The organism is Evtepia sp. (assembly GCF_034090835.1).
Classification (GTDB): domain Bacteria; phylum Bacillota; class Clostridia; order Oscillospirales; family Oscillospiraceae; genus Evtepia.
Genome location: NZ_JAXDRS010000033.1, coordinates 1 through 24688, shown reverse-complemented (window position 1 = coordinate 24688; position 24688 = coordinate 1). Strand labels below are relative to the sequence as shown.

22 protein-coding genes are annotated in these 24688 nt (G+C 59.5%); 1 reads left to right on the top strand and 21 read right to left on the bottom strand.

Translation table 11 applies throughout. The features are described 5' to 3' along the window. From SOR61_RS06385 to SOR61_RS06365, 5 genes are all read right to left on the bottom strand, one after another. Positions 1–1593: a class I adenylate-forming enzyme family protein gene (locus SOR61_RS06385; RefSeq protein ID WP_320611837.1), complete on the bottom strand. Its 1593-nt coding sequence runs from the start codon at positions 1591–1593 to the stop codon at positions 1–3. 15 nt (positions 1594–1608) lie between these two features. Continuing rightward, positions 1609–2613, bottom strand: a complete 1005-nt coding sequence (locus SOR61_RS06380; RefSeq protein WP_320611836.1) for a ketoacyl-ACP synthase III — start codon at positions 2611–2613, stop codon at positions 1609–1611. Further along, complete coding sequence (locus tag SOR61_RS06375) at positions 2610–3314, bottom strand: alpha/beta fold hydrolase (RefSeq protein ID WP_320611835.1); 705 nt, start codon at positions 3312–3314, stop codon at positions 2610–2612. Before SOR61_RS06375 ends, SOR61_RS06380 begins: the two co-directional genes overlap by 4 nt. A 23-nt stretch (positions 3315–3337) precedes the next feature. Then, entirely contained in the window at positions 3338–4042 is a 705-nt protein-coding gene (locus tag SOR61_RS06370) for a 4'-phosphopantetheinyl transferase superfamily protein (protein ID WP_320611834.1), read from the bottom strand. A 110-nt stretch (positions 4043–4152) separates the two neighbouring features. Continuing rightward, a complete protein-coding gene (locus tag SOR61_RS06365; RefSeq protein WP_320611833.1) occupies positions 4153–4653 on the bottom strand; it encodes a LytTR family DNA-binding domain-containing protein in 501 nt (166 codons plus the stop codon). Between the two features lie 301 nt (positions 4654–4954). Between SOR61_RS06365 and SOR61_RS06360 the strand changes: the two genes are divergently transcribed. Then, positions 4955–5338 carry a DUF1667 domain-containing protein gene (locus SOR61_RS06360; RefSeq protein ID WP_320611832.1) on the top strand — a complete coding sequence of 128 codons (384 nt, stop codon included), beginning with the start codon at positions 4955–4957 and terminating at the stop codon, positions 5336–5338. Positions 5339–5387: 49 nt separating this feature from the next. Here the strand turns inward: SOR61_RS06360 and SOR61_RS06355 are convergent, their stop codons facing one another. The 16 genes from SOR61_RS06355 to rpmF form a co-directional block, all read right to left on the bottom strand. Beyond that, positions 5388–6425 carry a hypothetical protein gene (locus SOR61_RS06355; RefSeq protein ID WP_320611831.1) on the bottom strand — a complete coding sequence of 346 codons (1038 nt, stop codon included), beginning with the start codon at positions 6423–6425 and terminating at the stop codon, positions 5388–5390. A 12-nt stretch (positions 6426–6437) separates the two neighbouring features. Then, positions 6438–7883, bottom strand: coding sequence for an MBOAT family O-acyltransferase (locus tag SOR61_RS06350; RefSeq protein ID WP_320611830.1), 1446 nt, complete (start codon positions 7881–7883; stop codon positions 6438–6440). Positions 7884–7974: 91 nt separating this feature from the next. Then, complete coding sequence (locus SOR61_RS06345; protein WP_320611829.1) at positions 7975–8376, bottom strand: hypothetical protein; 402 nt, start codon at positions 8374–8376, stop codon at positions 7975–7977. 15 nt (positions 8377–8391) lie between these two features. Further along, positions 8392–9516: a cation diffusion facilitator family transporter gene (locus SOR61_RS06340; RefSeq protein WP_320611828.1), complete on the bottom strand. Its 1125-nt coding sequence runs from the start codon at positions 9514–9516 to the stop codon at positions 8392–8394. A 6-nt stretch (positions 9517–9522) separates the two neighbouring features. Continuing rightward, complete coding sequence (gene thrS / locus SOR61_RS06335) at positions 9523–11322, bottom strand: threonine--tRNA ligase (protein WP_407066515.1); 1800 nt, start codon at positions 11320–11322, stop codon at positions 9523–9525. Positions 11323–12309: 987 nt separating this feature from the next. Beyond that, a complete protein-coding gene (pyk, locus tag SOR61_RS06330; protein WP_320611827.1) occupies positions 12310–14052 on the bottom strand; it encodes a pyruvate kinase in 1743 nt (580 codons plus the stop codon). A gap of 113 nt (positions 14053–14165) precedes the next feature. Then, entirely contained in the window at positions 14166–15026 is an 861-nt protein-coding gene (locus SOR61_RS06325) for an ABC transporter permease (protein WP_320611826.1), read from the bottom strand. Continuing rightward, a complete protein-coding gene (locus SOR61_RS06320) occupies positions 15023–15988 on the bottom strand; it encodes an ABC transporter permease (protein ID WP_320611825.1) in 966 nt (321 codons plus the stop codon). Before SOR61_RS06320 ends, SOR61_RS06325 begins: the two co-directional genes overlap by 4 nt. A 99-nt stretch (positions 15989–16087) precedes the next feature. Beyond that, positions 16088–17695, bottom strand: coding sequence for an ABC transporter substrate-binding protein (locus SOR61_RS06315; RefSeq protein ID WP_320611824.1), 1608 nt, complete (start codon positions 17693–17695; stop codon positions 16088–16090). Between the two features lie 35 nt (positions 17696–17730). Further along, entirely contained in the window at positions 17731–18732 is a 1002-nt protein-coding gene (gene hprK, locus SOR61_RS06310) for an HPr(Ser) kinase/phosphatase (RefSeq protein ID WP_320611823.1), read from the bottom strand. A 265-nt stretch (positions 18733–18997) separates the two neighbouring features. Then, positions 18998–19186, bottom strand: a complete 189-nt coding sequence (gene rpmB, locus SOR61_RS06305) for a 50S ribosomal protein L28 (protein ID WP_320611822.1) — start codon at positions 19184–19186, stop codon at positions 18998–19000. A 166-nt stretch (positions 19187–19352) separates the two neighbouring features. Then, positions 19353–20354 carry an NAD(P)H-dependent glycerol-3-phosphate dehydrogenase gene (locus SOR61_RS06300; RefSeq protein ID WP_320611821.1) on the bottom strand — a complete coding sequence of 334 codons (1002 nt, stop codon included), beginning with the start codon at positions 20352–20354 and terminating at the stop codon, positions 19353–19355. Between the two features lie 34 nt (positions 20355–20388). Next, positions 20389–21072, bottom strand: a complete 684-nt coding sequence (locus SOR61_RS06295; protein ID WP_320611820.1) for a glycerol-3-phosphate acyltransferase — start codon at positions 21070–21072, stop codon at positions 20389–20391. Positions 21073–21078: 6 nt separating this feature from the next. Then, on the bottom strand, positions 21079–22407 hold the full coding sequence (gene der, locus SOR61_RS06290; RefSeq protein ID WP_320611819.1) for a ribosome biogenesis GTPase Der: 1329 nt from the start codon (positions 22405–22407) through the stop codon (positions 21079–21081). 630 nt (positions 22408–23037) lie between these two features. Beyond that, positions 23038–24351 (bottom strand): DUF512 domain-containing protein, encoded by a 1314-nt coding sequence (locus SOR61_RS06285; RefSeq protein WP_320611818.1) that lies wholly within the window; start codon positions 24349–24351, stop codon positions 23038–23040. Between the two features lie 84 nt (positions 24352–24435). Continuing rightward, entirely contained in the window at positions 24436–24624 is a 189-nt protein-coding gene (rpmF, locus tag SOR61_RS06280; protein WP_320611817.1) for a 50S ribosomal protein L32, read from the bottom strand. Positions 24625–24688 lie beyond the last annotated feature (64 nt).

Here is a 24688-nt window from a genome sequence, read left to right as displayed (position 1 = left end):
TCATACATTCCGTCCCTTCATCTTGATCTCTTTCACGCCGTCTGCCCGTTCCTCCAGCACCTGGGCCATCTGGAACCGTGCCACTTCCCCCTTGCCCGTCCGTGGCAACGGATCGCGGAAGGCGTAGAGCTTGGTCACTTTCTTATTTATAGGCAGACCAGCGTTTACCTTGCGAATTTGTGCGAAGCACTCCGTCTGCTCGAACTCATCATAGTCATTGGGGCTTACAAAGAGGGTCACCTGATCCTGATAGCCTGCGGTGCAGTAGCCGCTAGAGTAGTCGTTGAGGAATTCGAAATAAACGTCGATCTCCTCCGGGTAAACGTTCTCGCCGGAGTCGGTGACGATGACGCTCTTGCAACGACTCAGGAAGTAAGCACGCTGTCCGTCCAGCTTGAAAATATCGCCGGAGCGGAAAGGCCCTTCCCGGAAAACCTCTTTTCCACCAATAAGAATGGACTCGTACAAAGAGTGGCCGTCCAGTACCAACTCACCTATGCCATTGTCTACATAGGTGCCGTCCTCCAGTAAAATTCTGGCCTTGTGCTTGTTGAAGAAGCAGCCTACGTAATCGACAGAGGGGTCCTCGTCGATGCCACCCATGGTGGAGGCACCAATTTCAGTCATTCCCCAGCTGTTGAGGAAGTAGATGCCACTATGCAACAGGACTTTGACGGATTCCGCATCCAGCTTGGCGCCTGCGCTGATGCCCACTTTGAGGTTCTTGCCCAGTAGCTTCTGGAACTCTTTTTCCCCACAGCCACCGTAACGCGCCTGGGCGATGCGAATAAAACTCTTCCACATGGCAGGGACGCAAAACATCATCCAGACGTTCTCCTGCTTACAGATGTCGATGATGGAGAACACCCCGCTGTTGGGTGGGAAGACCAAGCAGCTCCCCCTGTGCCAGAAGGTGACCACCAGCAAAAAGCCAGAGATGTGCCGGAAAGGCAGAGCCATCAGGCTCTTATTCTCCTCCAAGTCGGAGGAAATCATCCGCTCCGTGATGCAGTCGTTGCTCAGCCAATACTCTGCTATGTAGCGCACCGTCCCCACGATGGCGGAGGCGGCGAAAACGTAGGCCTTGGCGGTGCCAGTGGTACCAGAAGTGTGAAAGGAGACCTTGTCCGCCCAGCGGTCATCGCCTACGGGCGGGTAAGTGGCCGGGTCGCTCAAAATCGTCTGGTCGCCGATGCTTTCCACCTCTACAATGTCCACATCCAGGACACCGGGGATGCCGGCGGGACGGTGGCTGATGAAGGCTTTCACTCCGGCCTCTGTCACGAAGTGCTCATCCAACTGGCGGGGGTTCTGGGCGTCTATCAGTATGACCCGATAACCGCATTTCATGAGGGCAAACATGACACCGAACCAGTAGACAGAGTTGGGGGCTTTCAGCGCCACCCAAGCACCTGGTTCCAGGGGCTGCATCCGGTGGTTCAGGTAGTTGGTCATGGCCTGGATGTGGGTCAGGTAGGTATCACCGCTGACCTTCCTTTTCTCCTTGTCTACGTAATATTCGATTGCGGTGTGACCGGCCATATTGCCAACGGTCTCTTCCAACAAGGTCCGAAAATTCATTCTCTGCTCCATAAGACCCTTTTCCTCTCACAAAACAGCGGTCATCATGCCGATATTGGCGCCGACCGCCCCGCCTACCATCAAAACCTTGGACCCATCACGGAGCCGCCCGTCCTGCCAGGCGCGGTAAGCCGCCAGAGGCACGTTGCTGGCACCCATGTTGCCGCAGTCCTTGACAATCTCCACAATCTTGCTCAAATCCATGTCCATAGCCTTGCTGATGTGGGCCACAATCCACTTGGCCACCTGAGTGGGGACGATATAGTCCAGATCCTCCTTGGTCCAACCAGCGGCAGCCAGCACCTTAGGGATAGTGTAGGGCGTTTCCGCTGCGGCGTCAATAAGAACTTTGGTGGTACCGGGGACGTACATCTTATCCGGGTCACCGGGGTACGCTACGCCGCCACCCCAGATGACGTTGTTGTTCCAAATCTCCGGGGTGGTCTTGAACCAAGAGGTGCGGATGCCTCGCTCGTTGTCCGAAGACTTTTGCAGTAGGAAGGCACCGCCGCCGTCGCCCACAGAGAGCGCCACCGGGGCACGCTGGATGAGTTCTTCCTTATCCTCGTAGTGGAGCTTGGTCCACTTAGACAAGCACTCACCGGAGACCACCAGGATGGTTTCCGCTTTGCCGGTGGCGATGAAACTGTCGGCGATGTCCACGCCGCTGAGAAAGGCGTTACAGGCGTTTTTGACATCAAACGCAAAGCCATTGCGGATGTTCAGCTTATCCGCCACCACGTTGGCAGTGGCTGGCTCCACGAAATCCTGGGTGACTGATGTGAACAAAATGGCGTCCACGTCCTGAGGTTCCACGCCGGCTTCTTTCATGGCAATCTCCCCTGCTCGGGCGGCGATGTCGGAACACAACTCGTCCTCGCCTGCCCAGTGGCGGGAGGCGCAGCCGGTGAGCATTTTGCACAGGCCAAACTTCACGCCGTGCTCCTTGTAGCCGACCATCTCCTCCAGTTCCTCGCTGGTAACCACCCGTTCCGGCAGATACCCACCAATTCCTTTGATCAATGTACTCATACTGTCTTTTCTCCTTCTATGGTTTGTTGGATATAACACAGAAAATCCGCTTCTTGTTCGCGCATATAAAAGTGGGCACCAGGGAAGACCTTTACCTCCAATAGGTTGGGGGTGGTCTCCCGCCACTGGATTAGTTTCTCCAGGTCCCTTACCTCTGCGTCATCGTCGCCGCATAAGACCACTGTCTCCGCCTGGACGACATCACAGGTGGGACGGTACTGCTCTAACAGCCGGATGTCCTCCCAGCAGAGGACGAAAAGCGTATGGAACATTTCCAAATTTCTCTTCACTTCCTCCGGGAAGCCACCCAGATGCATCAGGTAGTGATTCAGCTCCTCTTCAGAATCGAACCCGTAACGGCGCGGCTGGAAGCACACCGGCGGGTGCTGTCCGGATAGGATGAGGCGGGTAGCCTGTTTGCCGTGTTCGGCTTCCAATATGACTTCCGTCTCGTAGGCCACGAAGGCGCCCATGCTGTGTCCGAAGATGCAGAAAGACTCGTCGCCGACGAAGTCCGCGATGTGCGCCGCCGCTTTCTGAGCGATGTCCATGAGACTTTTGGCACCGGGTTCTCTGGCCCGGTAGCCACGGCCGGGGTATTCGTAGAGGAAGACGTCCTCTTTGTCCAGCGTCTCGATCCTCTTTATAAAGTTAAAATAGAACGCAAATCCACCGGCATGTGGAAAACAAATCAGCTTCATAAGTTCCTTTCTACCCGCTCCGTCTACAACCATCTGACCGACTTTGTCTGCACCATCCACGGCTCCATGTCCGCCAAGGTCACCGGCACGGTGACAACGGAACGCAGCGTTCGCTCTGGCAGCACACAAGCGGAGAGGCAGTAGCACTCTTCCACTGACTGGGTGACGGCGTTGGCGCAGGGTTGGCCGGTCTGGACATGGCGGATGACGGCATGGTAGAGGGATCCTTCCAACGGTTCCACCTGAAATCGCGGAAACCTACAGTTCAGCCCGTCCCCGCGCAGCTTACCAAAGCTCTCCTTCAATGTCCAAAGCTGGATAAATCGTCGCTCTGGAGCCATTGGCATCCACTCCAGCTGCTGTCGCTCCCGAGGTGTTAAGCACAGTCCGTACATCTCCGGCTCAACCGGCTGGACTTTTTCGATGTCCACACCAAGGGGACAATCAGCCAGCCCACAGGCCACCCAATCTCCCGCGTGAGAAAGGCTGAACTGGACTGGGCTCCCCTCCAAAAAAGGCTTTCCGTACCGGTTCCGCCGCAACGTCATAGGACGTTCCCCGCACCACTTCCACAAGCAAAAGTTGCTCAGCAGCCCAGCGGCCACACAGCGCAGTCGATCTGCCTCCCGGTGAAAGGCGGTAGCTCGACGCCAGCGCTCTGGTGTGAGGAATGGAGCAGCCTTTTCCAAGATGTCCGAGTGCAGGCGATGGATGGCAAACAAAAACACAGGGATGCTTTCTCCGGAAAGCAAGCCACCCAAAGAATTAGCTTCCGCTAACTTTGTGCCAAAAAAAGATGCTCCAGCAGTTTTCTCTCCGGAACCATCCAACCAGTCCCTCATGTGTCCCGCTCTTGCCAAGAATGCTCCAGCATCTGTGCCGTCCCAGACAGGGACATCCCAAGCTGCTGGATGCTCTTCCGCACCTTCGACGTATAGACTCGACCTGCCACCAGCCGTTCCCCGTTCCGCAGCAGGATACCCAACCGATGATTGTCACAACGGTAGGTAGCAGTTATCTGGAAGATGTTGACAATACAATTCTTGCTGATGCGGAGGAAGCGGTACTGCTCCAGCAGAGACTCCAGGGCAGCCAAGGAATCCTTGCGCTGGAAGACCCGGCTTTCATCATAGAAAAAAATCTTCCGATCGATGCTCTCGATATAGAGAATGGCGTAGAGAGGAACGCAAACGGACATATCATCTACCATGCCCGGCAGCGACACCGCACACTGCTGTAGGACGTCCAGCAGATTGCGCACGTGGGTATCCACAGTGGGGCAGTTGACGATAATCTCAATCTCGGACATGTTCTTATCTTGATTAATCTTTACTTTCATGAACAGCCTTTCTCGCATATGATACCTTGGCTCCCAACGGTTAGCAAAAGCTAACCGTTGGGAGCACTTATTGAATTGTTTTTTATTATACCAACCCCCTACCCGCATTTCAAGTAATTTGGTACAAACTGCCCAATTCTTGTTCTGAATTGCCAATGAGGGTGCGGGAACGGCTTGAGGCGTGCTATACTGACACAGATATACTTTGTATATAGGAATACAGATCTATGAATACGAAGAAAGGTTACGTACATGACGACGGCATCCTCGACGGCTTCGTCCAGGGAAACCTCTGGAAGAGATGCCCCCGGAGACCTCCAACGCCATGGCCAAAGGCCTGCCCCGCCCGGGGGCCATTACCTGTATCCTCTGCCCCAAGGGCTGCCGGGTGGAGGTAGACAAGGAGGGGACGGTCACTGGCAACTGCTGTCCCAAGGGGAAAGCCTACGCCCTGGCCGGGACCAAAGTCCCCCGCCGGGTGCTCACCACCACCCTCCGCCGCCCGGACGGCACCCTTCTGCCGATGAAAACCCTGGGCGCTGTCCCCAAAGAAGCGCTGCTGGACTGCGCCGCTCGTCTCTCCGCCCTGCCCGCCCCGGCAGGACCCGTGACCCCCGGCACCGTCCTCTACCCCGACCCCTTCGGTCTGGGGATTCCGGTAGCAGCTACCCAAGCCTTACCCTGAACCAAAAACGGCAGGGACTGCATACGCAGTCCCTGCCGTTTTGCATTGGTTACGAAAACAGGCTCTCGTAGTCATAGGTTGTCAGGAAGGTCCGAAAGGCCTGGAGTCTGGGGGCAATCTCCTCCCGGGTCATGGGGGTTCCCGTCACCATCTCCTCCGCCAGCTGGCGGCAAACCTCCGGTGAGTAATGGATGTAGTCGCAGTAGTTGTCCAGGTGGGTGATCCGCTGGGTGTTGTCCATAAAGTAGAACATCCGCGTGTTCTCCCGGGAGGTCAGTTCCTCCAGGATCACCCGATGCATCTCCAGAGTGGCGTCCAGCTCCCCTGTGCGGATGGCATCGTCCCAGAAGAGAATGCTGTAAGGGGCCAGGTAGAAGGTAAAGGTCACCTGGGGATGGTCGTCCACCCGCTGCAACACGTTGCGCAGATTCTCCTCCGTGGGACCCAGGAAAGCGTCCTTGGGCTGCTGCGCTGCCTGGACCTCCGGGCGGTGATAGCAGCCCAGAGCCATCCGCCGGGACCACTCCTGGTCCTCGCCCCAGGTGTAACCGCCGGTTTTCTCATCCTGTCGGTTCCCCTCCGCGGCCCGCTCCAGCACCTCCGTCAGGTCCCAGAACATCATGTCCTTGTTCAGAAGGTACTTTACGTCGTTGAAGGGGTTGCGGTCAAACAGGTAGGAGGGCGCCTGCCAGGTGCTCTCGCTGTCGTACCGCCGGAAGCAGTTGGAGTCTACCCCCCAGTAGACCTGTTCCACCGAATGGGTGGAGAGCGCTGCGTCCAGAGGGCCGTAAAAGTCCTGGAAGTATCCTCCCTGGACGATCAGCTTCTGGGTGGTGCCCCCGGTGTACTGATCCATATCCTCCGCCCGGAAGTTGGCGGTCACCGACGTACCCAGAAGCAGGGTATCATAGGACAGGTGCCGGGCGGCCCCGTCGTTCTGGTATCGCCCGTCCCGCAGGCAAAGGGGAAGGTTCCCCCAGGGGCCGTGGTAATGGTACCAGGGGTCCACCACGTATACCACCCCGGCAAAGAGAAGGGTCAGCACCAGAAAGACTGCAAAAAAGCCCCGTAAAAATCGTTTTTCCATGGTCCTGCCTCCTTAAAACTCCGAGTAAAGGAACTGGGTCACTCCGGTGAGGGAGATCACCGACCAGAACAGCAGCAGGCCGCAGAGCACCCCGGTCCAGCCGCCCAGAGACACCCGGGTCTCCTTCTCCTTGCCGCCCCGCTCCTGGAAGCAGAAGAGGAAGGCAAAGGCGAAAAACACCAGGGTCATGCCCAGCGCCGCCCGCTGGGGGTCCAGGGACAAAAACCGGGTGAGCCAGGCAGGCAGGGGCAGCAGGAAGGCAGAGGTAAAGCCGGGGTCGATCCCCCCGAAGCTGCACACGCCCACAGCGCGGCACAGGTCCATCCCCTGGGAAATGCTCTCCGCCCGGAAGAACACCCAGCAGAAGGTAACAAACCCAAAGGTCAGCGCCCAGGACAGCGCCGGGTGGAGCCGCTCCACCCGCTTGCCCAGCAGACGGTCTGCCACCATGGCGGCTCCGTGGAGCCCACCCCACAGCACAAAGGACCAGTCCGCCCCGTGCCACAGGCCGGAAAGCAGGAAAATGATCATAATGTTCCGACAGGTCACCGCCGTGCCCCGGCGGCTGCCCCCCAGGGGGATGTACACATACCGGGTGAAGAACCGGGTCATGGTCCTATGCCATCCCTTCCAGAACTGGCCAATGGTCAAAGCCTGGTAAGGGGTGTCAAAGTTGTCCGGCAGGTTCAGGCCCAGCATCCGGCCCAAGCCCCGGGCCATGTCAGTGTAGCCGGAAAAGTCAAAGTACAGCTGGAAGGTATAGCTCAGGGCCACCAGCACCGCCGTGGTGCTGTTCAGCTGGCCCACGCTGGCAAACCCCCAGTCCGCCCCCGCGTCGAAGGCCTCCGCCACGATCACCTTTTTCCACAAGCCCTGGGAAAAGAGCCATAGCCCCTGGGTGAGCTCTCCCCGGGTCAGGGTGCGGCCCGAGGCCGACCGCAGCTGGGGGATCACCTCATGGTGAAAGGCCATGGGCCCCGACGCAACGCAGGGGAAAAAGCTCACGAAACAGGCGTACTCCAACAAAGTGTAGTCGGTCTTTTCCCCGTGGGCTGCGTCCAGCAGAAAGGCGATCTGCTGAAAGGTGAAGAAGCTGAGCCCCAAAGGCAGCAGCAGCTGTAAGGTCCCAAAGGACGTGGGAAAGAGGAGATTCAGGTTTTCCAGGAAAAAGTTGGCGTACTTAAAGTACCCCAAGATCCCCAGGTTGCCCACAAGCCCCAGGATCAGCCACCGTTTCTGCCCCGTCCGGGCCAGCGCCTTCCCCAGCAGGAAGTTAAACAGGATGCTTCCCAGCAGCACCCACAGGCAGGTCAGCCGGTGCCAGCCGTAGAAAAACAGCGACACCCCCAGCAGCCAAACCTGGGCACCTTTCCCCCACCCTTTTCGGTTCAGCTGCCACCAGAGCAGCACCGTCAGGGGGAGAAAGAGAAACAGAAAGCCGTAGGATTGAAAGGTCATAGCTACCCCCTTTTCTCTCTCGTCTATCCGGGAGGGGGTCCCTCCCGCAACAGAAACAGGGGAAGGGCCGCAGTCCTTCCCCTGTCTTCTATCATCCTAAATTGGTTCGCTTATTCTTAATGAGGTACAGGCTCTTCCCGTCTGCGGTCAGACGGGCGTTGTCCAGGGCCTCGGGGCTCTCCTGCAGGATCTCCCGCAGCTTGCCCATGGCGATCACCACCACGCCCTTTTCCGTGGCCTCAATGCCCTTCTCGTCCAAATGGCGGAAAAAGGCATAGCAGTCCTTGGTCACAAACAGATTCCGTCCCTCCAGGCTTACCGGGCGGTACCGTCCGGTCACCAGCAGGGCGGGCTCCATCTGGGGCGCAGGAATGATGTCCCCCTGGGAGGGACGGATAAACAGCGCGTACCGGCCCAACCCTTCCGGGTCCACAAAGTGGTAATCTGCCGGTTCCTTCCGCATCTTCCCCTCCGGGGTGGTCTCCAGAAACATGCCCTTTCCTCCTTGTCAGTCGCTGTAGTCCCGGTCGATCCGAATGGAGAAGCTCCGACCGGGATGCTGGGCCTCCAGAGCCTCCTCCAAGCCGTGGGCCAGCTCCCGCCGCACATTGCTGGCGGCAAAGTCGATCACCACGTCAAAAGAGATGGCTTTCGTCCTGCTGTCCTCATAAAAGGCGTGCATGGACAGCACATAGGGCTGGGCCTGCACATACTCCCGCACCGACTGCTCCAGTTCTTTCAGATCATCCTCCTGGGTGTTCACCGCGTAAAACCCAACATACAGCTGGATGGCGTACTCATCCAGAATAAGCTGCTGGGCCTGCTTGCTGATGGCGTGGAGCTCTGCCGCAGTGCGCCAGTCGTACACGGCCACGTTTACTGCGCCGATGGTCCGGGTGGGACCATAATTGTGGAGCACCAGGTCATAGGCTCCCAGGATGCCATCCACGGTGCACAGACGCTGTTTCATCTCCTTGGTCAGGGCGCTGTCCGCCCGGCGGCCCACAATGCTGCTCAGGGTGTCCATCAGCAGTTCCAGGCCGGCCTTCATAATGGCCAGGGAGATAAGGGCGCCGATCCAGCCGTCGATCACATACTCTGTGGCCATGGCCACCAGAGCGCCCACCAGGGTCCCGGCGGAGATCACCGCGTCAAAGGTGGCGTCCGCCCCCGACGCCACCAGGGCATCGGACTCGGTCTCCTTCCCCATCCGCCTGGTGTAGGCGCCCAGCACCAGCTTGGTCACAATGGCCACCACAACAATGACCACCGTAACCAGGGAGTAGTTGGTCTCGTCGGGGTGAATGATCTTCTTTACTGACGTCACCGCAAAGCTCACCCCGGCAAAGAGGATGAGACAGGAGATCAAAATCGCCGTCAGGTACTCCACCCGGCCGTATCCAAAGGGATGCTTTTTATCCGGCGGCCGGGAGGCCAGCTTGGTTCCCAGAATGGTAATGACCGAGGAGAGCGCGTCGCTGAGGTTGTTCATGGCGTCCAGCACAATGGCGATGGAGTTGGCCATAAGCCCCACCAGCACCTTGAACCCCACCAGGCACAGGTTGGTGACAATCGCAATGACACTGGTTCGGACGATAAGCCGATCCCGAACCATCTCCTTCTTCGCTGCCATGGCTGTTTACAGGTCGCTGTCCTTCCGCTTCTCGTCCACGACCTTCTTCAGCATGAGCTGGAAGTCCTGGAAGGACATGGCGCTCAGGTCGCCGGCGGAACGGTGACGGGGAGACACGGTGCCGTTCTCCATATCCCGGTCGCCCACCACGACCATATAGGGGACCTTCTCCAGCTGGGCTTCCCGGATCTTCTTGCCGATCTTCTCGTTGCGGTAGTCCACTTCCACCCGGTAGCCTTCTGCCGTCAGGGTCTTGGCCAGGTCGGCGCAGTAGTCGGAGGCACGGTCGGTCACAGGCAGGAAACGAACCTGCTCGGGCGCCATCCAGCAGGGCAGAGCGCCGGCATACTTCTCGATGAGCAGAGCCAGGGTGCGCTCATAGCAGCCCATGGAAGTACGGTGAATGATATAGGGACGGGCCTTCTGGCCGTCGGCGTCTACATACTCCATGCCGAACTTCTCTGCCAGGAGCATGTCGATCTGAATGGTGATGAGGGTGTCTTCCTTGCCGAACACGTTCTTGCACTGGATATCCAGCTTGGGGCCGTAGAACGCAGCTTCGTCAATGCCGATGGTGTAATCCACGCCCAGGTCGTCCAGGATCTTGCCCATGACCTCCTGTGCGTGGGCCCACTGCTCGGGGGTACCCTCGTACTTGTCGGTGTTGTCGGGGTCCCACTGAGAGAACCGGAAGGAGCAGTCCTCCTTGAGGCCCAGGGTCTCCAGACAGTAGTTGGCCAGCTCGAAGCAGCCGCGGAACTCTTCCTCCAGCTGCTCGGGACGGAGGATCAGGTGACCCTCGGAAATGGTGAACTGACGGACACGGATGAGGCCGTGCATCTCGCCGGAGTCCTCATTACGGAAGAGGGTAGAGGTCTCGCCCAGACGCATGGGCAGATCACGGTAGGACCGGCCCCGGTTCAGGAAGACCTGATACTGGAAGGGGCAGGTCATGGGACGCAGGGCGAAGCACTCCTTGGTCTCGTCCTCCGGGTCACCCAGCACGAACATACCGTCCAGATAATGATCCCAGTGGCCGGAGATCCGATACAGGTCCCGCTTGGCCATGAAGGGGGTCTTGGTGAGCTGATAGCCCCGGCGCTGCTCCTCGTCCTCGATCCAGCGCTGCAGGGTCTGGATGACCCGGGCGCCCTTGGGCAGCAGGATGGGCAGGCCCTGGCCGATCACGTCCACGGTGGTGAAGTACTCCAGCTCACGGCCCAGCTTGTTGTGGTCCCGCTTGAGGGCCTCTTCCTGCTTCTTCAGGTACTCGTCCAGTTCATCCTTCTTGGGGAAGGCGATGCCGTAGATCCGCTGCAGGGTCTGGCGGTTGGAGTCGCCGCGCCAATAGGCAGCGTTGCAGGCGGTGAGCTTGATGGCGTTGCCCTTGATGCGGCCGGTGGAATCCAGGTGAGGACCGGCGCACAGGTCGGTGAACTCGCCCTGCTTGTAGAAGGAGATGACAGCGTCCTCGGGCAGGTCGTTGATGAGCTCCACCTTGTAGGGCTCGCCCTTCTCCTCCATGAACTTGATGGCCTCTGCCCGGGGGAGCTCAAACCGCTCCAGCTTCAGCTTCTCCTTGCAGATCTTCCGCATCTCCCCTTCCAGCTCAGCCAGCTGGGCCTCGCTGAAGGGTTCGGGGGTATCAAAGTCATAGTAAAAGCCGTTCTCAATGGAAGGACCAATGGCCAGCTTCACCTCCGGGTGCAGGCGCTTCATAGCCTGGGCCAGGACGTGAGAACAGGTGTGCCAATAGGTCTGCTTATACTCGGGATTCTCAAAGGTATACAGATTTGCGTCAGACATAACAAACTCCTCCTGATTGGATATTGGGGCGTAAAAAAATCCCGCCCCTGCATTTCTGTCAGGGGCGGGATAGAAATATCTCGCGGTTCCACCCTGCTTGCGCAGGACATCTCATGCCTGCGCCGCTTCGTTGCCGCTGTAACGGGCGGGCCCGGCCCAGCCTACTGCTCGCGCGCTCGGTGGGCGGCTCAGGGATGGTGCTTGCTCCGGCCTCCCTCCGCAGGCGCGCTTTCAGCCCAAGGCGCACCCTCTCTGGGCGGGGATTCCGGGAAGGTTCCCGTCGTTGCCAATTTGACGGGGGTATTATAGTCCTTTCCCCGCCGCTTGTCAAGGGTGGGCGCGGGGATTCACATTGACAACAAAACAACGAAAATGATACAATACAAGCGTACGAGTACTGCAACAACGGCAGGCGGTTTCAGCCAGATCCTCCCGCAGAGGCCATGCCTATCACGATCACGTTACATATCTTTGGATATACCGTAACGGTACGGATAAAAGGAAGAAACCGCCACTCCGGCAAGTGACGGTTTCTTTGACGATAAAAGAACTTCATTGACGGGTTGAAACCGCTTGTCGCAGTACCCGTACCCTTATTATAACATGGCAGGTAAGTTTGTCAAGCAAACACCATGGGTTCCAACAAGTCTAAAGAAAAAAATGATGCGTAACCTCAATTGGAGTGAACGAGATAAAGAATCGAATCTATGCATCACGATGTGTATTCAATTTTATTGTTGCTGATCGTCTCCTCTGCCTCGCAGAGTTCCCCCGCCCGCAGGCGGGGGAAGCAAATGAGATACAAAAAAGTCCCGGCTCCGCCGGGACTTTTTTTCTTCTCGGCCTCCAGTGTGCCCAAAGGGCGCACGCAGAGGCTGCAATTTATCATTTTTAAAAGGGGATAAAAACCAAACAAAAAACTTGACTCCCCCGTTCTCTATCCTACCGAACGAAGAAACAACCCCTCGTTCCCCTTTTAAAAATCTTTTACTCCGCGAGGCTCTGCACCGACCCCTGCCGGCAGTCCATGGAGACCTTCATGCCGTCGTGGAGGGTGCGGGTGGCCCCGATGGCCCCTACGATCACCGCTTTGTTCAGGCTCAGGCCCACCACAGCTGCGTGGCTGCCCAGGCCGTTCTCCTCGGTGATGATTCCCGCCGCCTGACGGAGATAGGGCATCATCTCATTGTTGGTGTGAGGCACCACCAGGATCATTCCGGCGCGGAACTTGATCTTCACGTCCTCCAGGGTCCGGCAGACGCAGAGGATGCCTTTCACATTCTCGTCTCCCACACCGGCGCCGCTGATGAGGCTGCTGCCCACCAGATGCACCTTGATCATGTTGGTGGTTCCCGCAATACCGGCCGGCACACCGGCGGTCACCACAGCGATCTCCCCGTCGTGGATGAGGCCCGCCTGTTTGGCTACTTCCACCGAGCCCTCGATCATCTCGTCGGTGCTCTGGACACAAGGCATGATGATGGGGTACACGCCCCAGGTGAGGGAGAGCTGCCGCTGGACCGGTTCATCCATCACGCAGGCGATGATGGGCGTCTCCGGACGGAACCGGCTGATGAGCCGGGGGGTAGCCCCGCTCTTGGTCACGGTAATGATGGCAGAAGCGTTGGTATCCGTCGCCGTGGTACAGGCGGCGTGGGCCGTGGCCCCGCCGATGCCCAGGCGAATGTCCGGGGTCATGTTCCGCATCCGGCCGAAGTAGTTGATGTCCGCCTCGGTGCGCCGGGCAATGGCCGCCATGGTTTTTACCGCCTCCACCGGATATTTTCCCGCGGCGGTCTCCCCGGAGAGCATGACGGCAGAGGTGCCGTCGTACACGGCGTTGGCCACGTCGGTGATCTCCGCACGGGTGGGCCGGGGATTGGAGATCATGCTGTCCAGCATCTGGGTGGCGGTGATGACATGCTTGCCGTAACCCAGGGTGTAGGCAATGATATCCTTCTGGATCACCGGGATCTCGGTAAAGTCGATCTCCACGCCCATGTCGCCTCGGGCGATCATCACCCCGTCGGCCACCGCCAGGATCTCGTCCACGTTGTTCACGCCCTCCTGGTTCTCCAGCTTGGCGATGATACGCATTTCGGAATGGTTCTCGTCCAGCAGGCGGCGAATCTCCATCACGTCCTGGGCGCTGCGGCAGAAGGAGGCTGCCACAAAGTCAAAGCCCTGCTCAATGCCGAAGAGGATGTCCGCCCGGTCCTGGGCGCTCATATAAGGCATGGACAGATGGACCCCGGGGACGTTGACTCCCTTCCGGTCCTTGATGGGACCGCCGTTCTCCACCCGGCAGGTGATGTCCGTCTCAGTGCGCTCCACCACGGTCATGCTGATGAGTCCGTCATCCAGCATGATCTGGCTGCCCACCCGGACGTCCTGGGCCAGGTTCCGGTAGGTGACGCTGCAAATCTCTTTCGTGCCTTCCACATCCCGGGCGGTCAGAGTAAAGATCTGCCCGGCCTCCAGGGTCTCCTTCCCGTTGAAAAAGGTCTTGAGGCGGATCTCCGGCCCCTTGGTGTCCAGCAGGGCTGCCACCGGCTTGTTCAGCTTCTTCCGCAGCGCCTTGAGCTGATCCAGCCGCTTCTTATGTTCTGCATGGGAGCCGTGGGAAAAATTAAACCGGGCTACGTCCATGCCACTCTGCATCATAGCTTCCAGCACCTCCGGGGAATCCGTAGAAGGGCCCAGGGTGCAAATGATTTTGGTTTTTCTCATACGGTATGGTACCTCCATGTGTTCCGTCCCTCTGGGACGTCCGTGCCGTGTTCGTTCCAATGCTTTAGAAGGATATATTGTACACAGTTTCCCGGAAAAAGGCAAGGCTCTTCTTACGCCTTGGTCCAGGTCCTGGGATTCATGGCCTTGCGCAGGCCCTCCCCCACCAGCAGCAGGGAGAGCACCGTGGCCATAATGCACAGCCCCGGCGGGACCCATACCCAGGGCCGTCCGGTGAGGGTCGCCAGCTCCATGGCGTTTTTCATGAGGTTGCCCCAGGAGGCCTGGGGGGGCCGCAGGCCCACCCCCAGAAAGCTCAGGCTGGACTCCGACAAAATGGCCCGGGCCACCTTCATGGGCAGGGAAGCCCACACCGGCGCCACCACGTTGGGGAAGACGGTGTATCGCAGGATCTCCCGATCGGAGGCCCCCAGGGCCCGGGACGCCTCCACATATTCCTTTTCCTTCACTGACAAGGTGCTGCCGTACACCAGCCGGGCCAGAGAGGACCAGCCCAGCCCGCCGATCACCAGAATCAGGTTCCACACCGACGGCCCCACCAGGGACACCAGGCAGAGCACCAGGATCAGGCTGGGGAAGGACTGGAAGGTGTCGCAGGCCCGCATGATCCAGTATTCCCAGCGGCCGCCTTTATACCCGGCCAAAAGGCCCAAAGGAATGCCGATCACAGCGCTGAGGGCCGCAGAGGAAAACCCTACCAGCAGAGAGATCCGTCCGCCGTACAGCAGACGGGCCAGAACATCCCGGCCCACGTCGTCGGTGCCCAGCAGATGGGCCCCGCCCGGGGGCGCCCAAAAGCCCGCCGTCCGGTCCACTGCGTTGGGGTCCTGGCCCAAAACCAGGGGGAGCACCAGCACCAGGGCAATCTCTATCACCAGAAACACCAGGCCCACCACAGCGCTGCGCTGGGCGAAAAACCGCGCTGCCGTTGGGGAAAGGGTTCGTCTCTTCATGGTCTCGCCCCTCCCCACCCCATGCCGGGGTCCGCCAGCCGGTACACCAGGTCCATAAGAATGCCTGTGAGCAGCACCGCCAGGGCGATCACCACCGTGAGGCCCATGATAACAGGATAGTCCCGGCTGTTCACCGAAGTGAAAAACAGGCTTCCCATCCCCGGCCAGCCGAAGATGCGCTCCACCACCATGGAGCCGCCGATCACATGGGGGATATGGTTTAGAATGGTGGTGAGCACCGGGATGAGGGCGGTGCGGAAGCCGTGCTTCCACACCACCGCCCCTTCGCTGAGGCCCTTGGCCCGGGCAGTGCGGATGTAATCCTCCGACAGGACCTCCCGGCAGGCGAAGGTGGTCTGGCGGATCAGGTTCCCCAGGCTCCCCAGACACACCACCGAGGCCGGCAGGATCAGGTGCCGCAAGAGGTCCCCTCCGCTGCCGCTGTGCCCCGCCGTGTACATCCCGGCGGCAGGCAGCCAGCCCAGCACCACCGAAAACACAAAAATACCCACCAGGCAGAGGAAAAAGCCCGGCGCACTGAAGCTGAAGAGGGTCAATCCCCCTGCCAGCCGGCCCCAGACGGTCTTGGGCTTCCAGGCGGCCATGACCCCCAGGGGCACCCCCAGAAGGACCGCCAGCCCGACCCCTGTCCCCGTGAGAAGCAGAGACGGGGCCACCCGCTGGGCGATCATATCCAGCACCGGCTGCCCCGTGCGGTAGGACAGCCCCAGGTCCCCGGTAAGGACCTCCTTCAGCCACAGCACGTACCGTACCACGATGGGCTTGTCCAAACCAAGATCAGCCTCCAGCGCAGCCCGCATCGCTGCGCTGGAGGCCTCCCCTGCCCCTGCCGCATCCGCAATGGTGGCAGGGGCCATATTCATCATGAAAAAGACCAGCAAGGTGATCCCGAAAAACACGGGAATGGCACCCAGCAGCCGTTTCACAGTATAGTTTCCCAAGAAAATCCCTCCTGCACTTCCGGCCCCGAAGGGCACAGGCAGGGGCAGTGCCCCGCCTTACGGAGGTTCATGTATCATGTAAAAGCAAAGGGTCTCCCTTTACTTCTTCTCCCACTGCCACACGTTCTCGTTGCAGTAGGACGCCGCCGCGTAGTCAATGCCGCTGACGGTCTTGGACTGAACATGGAGCGCCTTGCCGAACCAGAGAGGCACGAAGGGCATCTCCTGGCTCAAATAAGCCTCCAGTTCATCCACCAGTGCGATCCGCGCCTTCTCGTTGGTCTCCTGACCAATGGCGCCGATCAAGGTGGTGTAGTTCTTCAGGTCCGCCACCCGGAACATGTTGTTGTCCTGGTTGAAGCGGCTGCTCACAAACCACAGCGGCAGGCTGTTGGGCGTGTGGCTGGCAATGGCCATGTCATACTTCCCATCGGAGAACCCGGAAAACAGGGTGGAAGAATCCACCGTCTGGATCTCGGTCTTGATGCCCGCTTCCTCCAGGTTCTGCTGGATGAGGGCAGCCAGGCTGGACCGGGCGCTGGTGCAGGCCAGGGTGTAGGTCTGGCCCTGGTAGCCGCTGTCCTTCAGGAGGTTGATGGCCCCCTGGGGATCGTAGCTGCCTGCGGTCATGGGCTGAGAATAGGGGGTGTCCGGCAGGATGCTGGAGTTGGTCACAGACCCCAGGGTTCCGGTGGTCTGCTGGCACAGCAGCTCCTTATCCAGGGCCATGTTGATGGCCTGGCGGACCGCCCGCTCCGAAATGGTCTCATTGTTCAGCATAAGCTCGTAGAAGATGTTGGGAACGGTGCCCTCGGACACGGTAAAGCCTGCCTGCTCTGCCACAGGCCGGTTCTCCTCAGACACGGTGCCGCCGAAGGTATAGTAATCCAGGTCGCCGGCAATGAGGGCGGTGAGCAGGTTGGCCTTGTCCATCACGGTGATGATCATGGTGTCAAACCCGGGTGCGCCCAGCTGATAGTCCTTGTTGGCCTCCAGCACCAGGCTGCTGCCGGAGACCTCCGAGACGAACTTGCAGGGACCGGAGCCCACCGGCTTCTGCCAGAAGTCTGCCTTCACCAGTTCCTCCGCAGAGATGTCCTTCAGCAGGTGGGTGGGCAGCACGTACAGGTCCCGGCTCTTGTCCACCAGAAACTCCTCGGGGATCACCGGGTGATCAAAGGTGAGCTTCAGGGTGTAGTCGTCCACTGCCTCGGCCCCCAGCTTCTCCCCGGCCACGGCGGTACCCGTGTCATCGGTGCCGGTGAGGCCGGCAAAGGTGGTGCGGCCCAGGGTCTGGCTGGCTGGGTCCGTCACCCGCTGGATGGTCTCCACCCAGTGCTGGGCGGTCACCTTGGTGCCGTCGTGGAAGGCCGCATCCTTGTCCAGGGTAAAGACGATGGCCTTGCCATTGTCTGCGCTCTCCCACTTCTCTGCCCCCCGGGGCAGGCAGGTGCCGTCCGGCTGGATGTAGGCCAGGCGGTCATAGATCTTATCATAGATGATCCGGGAATAGTTGCTCCCCGACACCGTGTAGTAGGGCATCAGAGAATCCCAGCCGTTGGAAATGCCATAGTTCACGTTGACCTTCTGGGTCTCTTCGGTCTGACCCGGGGTCTCGGCCCCCTTGTCCTGGCCGCAGCCGGACAAAAGAAGCCCCAGGGATAAGGTCCCTGCCAGCAGCAGCGCTGCTGCTTTCTTAAAATTCAATTTGTTTCCATCTCCTTTCCCTATGAGGGAACGCATCAATCCTCGTCCTGGGCGCTCAGGTCCTCATACTCGTCGTAGTCGTCTGCCGCTTCCAGCTGGGAGTTCTGCATCATCTGCTCGAAATGTGCGTCCAGCTGCTTGGCAAACTCCTTGGCGGCGTTGTAACCCATGCGCTTATGGCGGTTGTTCATAGCAGCCACCTCTACGATGATGGCCAGGTTTCTGCCGGGCTTCACGGGGATGGTGATGGAGGGGATCTTCATATCCAGAATGGTGGTGAACTCCTCGTTGGTGCCCATGCGATCATAGAACGTGTTCTCGTTCCAAGGCTCCAGATTCACCACCAGGTCCAGGTTCTTCTCTTCGCGCACCGAGGACATGCCGAACAGCTGCTGGACATTGACCACGCCGATGCCGCGCAGCTCGATGTAGTGCCGGATGATCTCCGGGGCGGTGCCCACCAGGCGGGTGCCGATGTGCCGGATCTCCACGGCGTCGTCCGCCACCAGACGGTGGCCGCGCTTGAGCAGCTCCACTGCGGTCTCGCTCTTACCCACGCCGGACTCGCCCATGAGCAGCACCCCTTCGCCGTAGACGTCCACCAGCACCCCGTGCCGGGTGATCCGGGGGGAGAGCTTGGCTTTCAGCACGTCGGTGAGGTTGGGGATAAAGAGAGACGTATTCTCCTTGCTGCGGAGGATGGTGCGCTCATGCTTCACCGCCATCTCCATAAGCTCGGGGAAAGGCTCCAGGCTGCGGGTGAGGATCAGGGCCGGGATGGGACGCCGGAAAAAGGCGTCGAAGCATCTCAGGCGCTCCTCAGAGGTCTGGTTGTTCAGATAGGTCCACTCCACCTTGCCGATCACCTGGAGGCGGCTGGGGTCAAAATAGTCAAAAAAACCAAGGATCTGCAGTGCGGGCCGGTTGATGTCATTCTTTCGAATGAGGCAGCTGTCATAGTTCTTGCCCAGGTTGATGATCTCCAGCTCGAACCGCTCCACCAGTTTGGAGAGTTTAATAGACGATTGCGATGCCACAATAATTCCTCCTCTTGTGATCTGGACCGGCTTTCCCGCCGGCCCGGCAGTCTGTTGGATTCGCTCCACGTTCAGGGATGCTTGGGAACCGCCTGCCAGGCCGCCCCGGCAGGCCCCCCTGTCCCCGCCCGGGGAAAGGGCAGAAAACAAGGGATTGTGTCATTATAGCATACCCCCGCCCCCCTGACAAGACAGCCCTGCTCCAGCCGCCCGGAAAACGCAAAAAAGCACAGGCCACTGGCCTGTGCTTTTCTTGGCTTGTCGATCAGACAGCGCGGGTCACTTTGCCCGAACGGAGGCAATGAGTGCACACGTAGACGTGCTTCGGGGTGCCGTTGACGATCGCCTTGACGCGCTTCACGTTGGGCTTCCAGGGACGATTGGAGCGTCGGTGGGAGTGGGAAACCTGAATGCCGAACACGACGCCCTTGTCACAAAATTCACATTTAGCCATTCGCTTGAACCTCCTCGCTGGTTTATGATTCCACCGGAACCGGGGACAGGAGAACCGCCCTTGGTACCAGTGCATTGATATCTAAAAAGCATCGGTTAGTATAATAGCAGAAATACGGGAAAAATGCAAGTCCTATTTTACAGTTTTTTCAGCGGGGTCAAAAAAATCAGAGCCAGGTTTCTTCGGTCTCGTGACGCTTTTCCCGGCGCATCAGGGACAAAACCACGTCCCCAGGGTCTCTCTCCTGGTAGAGCACCTCATAGGCCGCCTGGGTGATGGGCATCTCCACCCCTACGCTCTGGGCCAGCTCCCGGGCAGAGTCCACGGCGTAATAGCCCTCCACCACGGCGCCGATCCACTGGATGGCCTCCTGGACGGGGACCCCCTGTCCGATGAGGATGCCTGCCCGGTAGTTCCGGGAGTTCATGGAGGTGCAGGTCACCACCAGGTCACCCATGCCCGCCAGGCCCGCAAAGGTCTCCCGACGGCCCCCCAGGGCTACGCCCAGACGGGCCATCTCCGCCAGACCGCGGGTCATGAGCATGGCCTTGGTGTTGTCGCCGTAGTCCATGCCGGTGCAGCACCCGGCGCACAGGGCCATGACGTTTTTCAGCGCCGCCCCCAGCTCCACCCCGACCACGTCGGAGGTGCTGTACACCCGGAACCGCTGGTTAATAAACAGGTCCTGGATCCGCTCCGCTGCTGCCCGGTCCGGGCAGGCGGAGACCACCGCTGTGGGCACCCCCCGGGCCACCTCCTCTGCGTGGGAGGGACCAGACAGCGCCACCACCGGGCAGCGATCCTCCGTGGCCTGCTGGATGATCTGGGTCATCCGCAGGGAGGTCCCCTTCTCAATGCCCTTGGACACGGAGACCAGGGTCATATCCGGGGTGAGATAGCCCTTGATCTGCTCTGCGGTAGACCGCACCCCAAAGGAGGGCGTGGCCATCACCACCACCTGGCTGCCATGCACGCAGGACAGGTCGCTGGTATACCGCAACCCCTCCGGCAGCTTGACCCCGGGCAGAAGGGGGTTCTCCCCGGTCTCCCGCAGCCGTCGGGACTCCTCCTCCAGATAGGACCAGAGGGTCACCTCATGGCCGTTTTCCACCAGCAGCATCGCCAGAGCCGTACCCCAGCCGCCGCTGCCCAGTACCACTGTCTTCATGACTGCACCTTCTTTCGGTCGTGAATGGGAAGGACTACTCCTTCTTCTTACTGCGGAAGGAGAGCTTGGGCTCCTCCCCCCGGATGAGTCGTTTCAGGTTGCCCCGGTGCTTCCAGTCAATGAGAGCGGCTGCCAGCAGCGCGGGGATCATAATGGACGGGATAGGGAACAGAATGGACGAGCTCACACCAAAGGCCGTGGCCGCCATCACCGAACCCAGAGACACCCACCGGGTGAACACCACCCCCAGCAGGAAAAAGCCCCAGGCAAACAGCGCCACCCGCCAGTCCACCAGAAGAGCCAGGGTCCCACCGGCCAGAATGCCCTTGCCCCCCTGGAAGTGGAGGGTGCAGGGAAACACATGGCCCAGCACGCAGAACACACCGGCCCAATACTTCACAAAGAGAGGCACCGGAGCCCCGGCCAGCGCCACGGAAAACAGGCCCCAGCTGATGGCCACTGCCAGCACCATCTTCAGCATGTCCGTGACCAGCACAATGAGGATCAGCTTGCTGCCCCGGTAGGTCCGCTGGAAGTTGGTGAGACCTCCGTTGCCGCTGCCGTGCTTGCGCACGTCATCCTTTAAAAAGAACTTGGAGACCAGAATGGCCCCGTTCAAGGTGCCCAGCAGGTAGGAAATGACCGCCGTCACCAGCAGCCAGAGGGCCGCCGAGCCAGGGCGCAGGGCCTCCAACAGCACCGAAATGCCTTGTTCCATAGGGTGTTAGTCCTCCTTGTCTCCCTTTTGCCGGATGGTCAGCCGAATGGGCGTACCCTCCAGGCCAAAGGTGTTCCGAATCTGATTTTCCAGATAACGCTGGTACGAAAAATGGAAAAGCTGCGTGTCGTTGCAGAAGCAGACGAAGTGCGGCGGACGGATCCCCGCCTGGGTCATATAGTAGATCTTCAGGCGGCGCCCCTTGTCGGAGGGGGGCTGGACCCGGGCCGTGGCGTCGGCCAGGAGACTGTTGAGCATACCGGTGGTGATGCGCATGGCCGCCTGATCGTTCACGTACTTGATAAGCTGGAACAGACGGGGGACCCGCTGGCCGGTGAGGGCCGAGATGAACAGAATGGGCGCATAGCTCATATAGCTCAGGTCCCGGCGGATATCCTCCCGCATCCGGTCCATGGTCTTGCCGTCCTTCTCAATGGAGTCCCACTTGTTCACCACGATGATGCAGGCCTTGCCCGACTCGTGGGCCAGACCGGCTACCTTGGTGTCCTGCTCTGTGACCCCTTCCGCTGCGTCGATCATAATGAGACACACGTCGGAGCGCTCAATGGCCATGGTGGCCCGAAGGACCGAGAACTTCTCGATCTGGTCGTTGACCTTGGACTTCTTCCGCATCCCTGCGGTGTCGATAAACAGGAACTTTCCGTCCTCGTTCTCAAAGTAACTGTCCACAGCGTCCCGGGTGGTGCCTGCCATGTTGGAGACGATCACCCGCTCCTCTCCCAGGACCCGGTTGATCAGGGAGGATTTGCCCACGTTGGGCTTGCCGATCACCGCCACCTTGATGACGTCGCTCTCCTCTTCCTCCTCCTCTTCGGGGGGGAAGTAGTCAAAACAGGCGTCCAGCAGGTCGCCGGTGCCGTGGCCGTGGACCGCAGAGACAGGAATGGGATCGCCCAGACCCAGGTTGTAAAACTCGTACACATCCGGGTTCAGCATACCCACCTGGTCCATCTTGTTCACCGCCAGCACCACCGGCTTCCGGGCGCGCAGGAGCATGTTGGCCACGTCCTGGTCGGAAGCGGTCAGGCCAGTTTTAATGTCGCACAGGAAGACGATCACCGTGGCGTTCATAATGGCGATCTCCGCCTGCTTGCGCATGAAGGCCAGGATCTCCGTGGTGGTACCCGGCTCGATACCGCCGGTGTCTACAATGTCAAACCGGCGGCCCCGCCACTCGCACTCGGCATACAGACGGTCCCGGGTGACACCGGGGGTGTCCTCCACGATGGACAGCCGACGGCCCACCAGCTTGTTAAAGAGCATGGACTTGCCCACGTTGGGCCGTCCTACAATCGCTACCAGAGGTTTTGCCATGGTTCTGTAACCTCCTTTTCTATTACAATTCGTATTATTTCACACGCCGTTCCGGTGTGAATCCTTCTTACATTCTCTCCAGGTCGAAACCAGTTCCAATCTTTCGGTTTTCCCTTCAAGTTGGCGACCGGCAAGACAAAATCCGTTCGGATGCCCTGTCCACCCCGAGGGAATGGGAACCTTTCCCAGGCTTTCTCTGGAGAAAGCCCGGGCGAAAGAGCACCAGGGGCAAGCCCCTGGACCCCGTAATGGTCCGCTCGTTCTCACTCGCTCGCCTGGGGAATGCAAAGCCCTGATGGGCTTCCCTTCTTCCCCATTGTTGTTCTCCGTCGATTTGGGAACGCTTCTCCGAAACGGTCGCAGGGTGACACATTCGCCCTTTCAGGACGTCTATGGTTTGTCGCCCCAGCCTCGCAGAGTTCCCCTGTCCGCAGACAGGGGAAGAAAATCGGATAGAAAAAAGTGCCGGCTCTGCCGGGACTTTTTTACTTCTCAGCCTCCAGTGTGCCCGAAGGGCGCGCGCAGAGGCTGCTATCCCTTACTTTTAAAAGGGGCCACATACCAAACAGAAAGCTTGATACCCCCGTTCTCTACCAAACCGAACGAAGCACCAAGCCCCGCTTGCCCCTTTTAAAAGTCTGACTCAAATATAGCCTCGAATAACGCAAACCCATCCTGCTCCACCGGGATCACCGGCACGCCCAGGGCCTGGGAAAGCTCCTCCAAGGTCATGTCGTCCAGGAACACCGTCTCCCCATGGCGCAGCATGTTCTGGGCAATGAGCAGGCGGCACCCCAGGTCTTTCCCCTGCAGCTGCGCCTTTAAATCCTGCCCGGTCAAAAGGCCCGCCACGGTAATGGTCTCCCCAAAGAAATGGTTCACTACTGGATAGACTTGGTAATCTAATTCAGTATGACATTTTCCCGCCGCCCTGTCAATGATTTCCCGCAGGAAAGGGGCGGCCGCCACCCCGGTGGCAATGGAAAAGGGCTTGACCTGCATCCCCTCCGGGGCGCCCATGCAGGCCCCCCGCAGCTCTACTTCCAGCAGGCGGAGCATCCCCACGCCGTTCTCCAGCTGGGTATACTCTTCGTAATATTCATCCTCCGGCAGGGGCAGATGGCCCTGGAGGTAAAACTCATCGGAGCACCAGAAGATCCGGCTGTCCTTCTCGGCCAGACAGGTCTCCGCAAAGGCCTCCACCTGGCGGACCACTCCCTGGGCTTCCTCCACCGTGTAGGGCCGCAGAGGATACAGGCCCTCCCGGTGACGGGTCACCCCCACAGGCACCACCGACACACTCTTCACCTGGGGATACAGAGCCGTCAGGTCCTCCATACTCTTTTGGAGCACCGGGCCGTCGTTGAGCCCCGGACAGGAGACGATCTGGCAGTTCATCACGATCCCCGCCTGGGCAAACTTCTGCATGATCTCCAGGCACTCCCCGCCCCGGCGGTGGTTGCCCAACAGCACCTTCCGCACCTCCGGGTCGGTGGCGTGGACGGAAATGTTGATGGGGGAAATGTGCAGGTCCTGGATGCGCTGCAGCTCCCGCTTGCTCAGGTTGGTGAGGGTGATATAGTTCCCCATGAGAAAGGACAGACGGGCATCGTCGTCCTTAAAATACAGGGTCTCCCGCATCCCTTCGGGCAGCTGGTCCACAAAGCAGAACACGCATTTGTTGGCGCAGGACCGGGCCCGGTCCATGAGGTAGGTCTCAAACTCCAGCCCCAGATCCTCCCCCACGTCCTTGGTGAGGTCCACCTCCCGGGGGCCTTCCCCCTCCAGGGTCAGGGTGAGCTTGGCGTCATAGGAATAGTATTTGTAATCCAGCACGTCCACCACCCGGTGGCCGTTGATGGCCAGAAGCCGCTGGCCAGGCAGCACCCCGGCAAGGTCCGCCGGACTGCCCGGCTGGACGGTTTGTATGATCGTCTTGGACATGGCTCTTCCGCCTTTCTCCCGGGCTCTCTCCCGTACTTGCGCAAAAAAAGAAAGAGGGGCGGTCCCCTCTTCTTTTTCCGCGTATTAACCGTTCTCCTGCTGAACCTGACCAAACACCTTGCCGTCATAGGTCATGCAGGCCTTGCACAGCCGGTGGGGCAGCCGATATGCGCCGCACTTGGGGCAGGTCGTGACTGCGGGAGCTGCCAGCTTCCAGTTGGCACGCCGCTTATCCCGTCTCTGCTTAGAGACTTTACTCTTCGGAACCGCCATTTCGAGACACCTCCTTGGTGATGCCCTCACGGGCAAAGTGGTTACTACTCAGTTTTTATTAAGT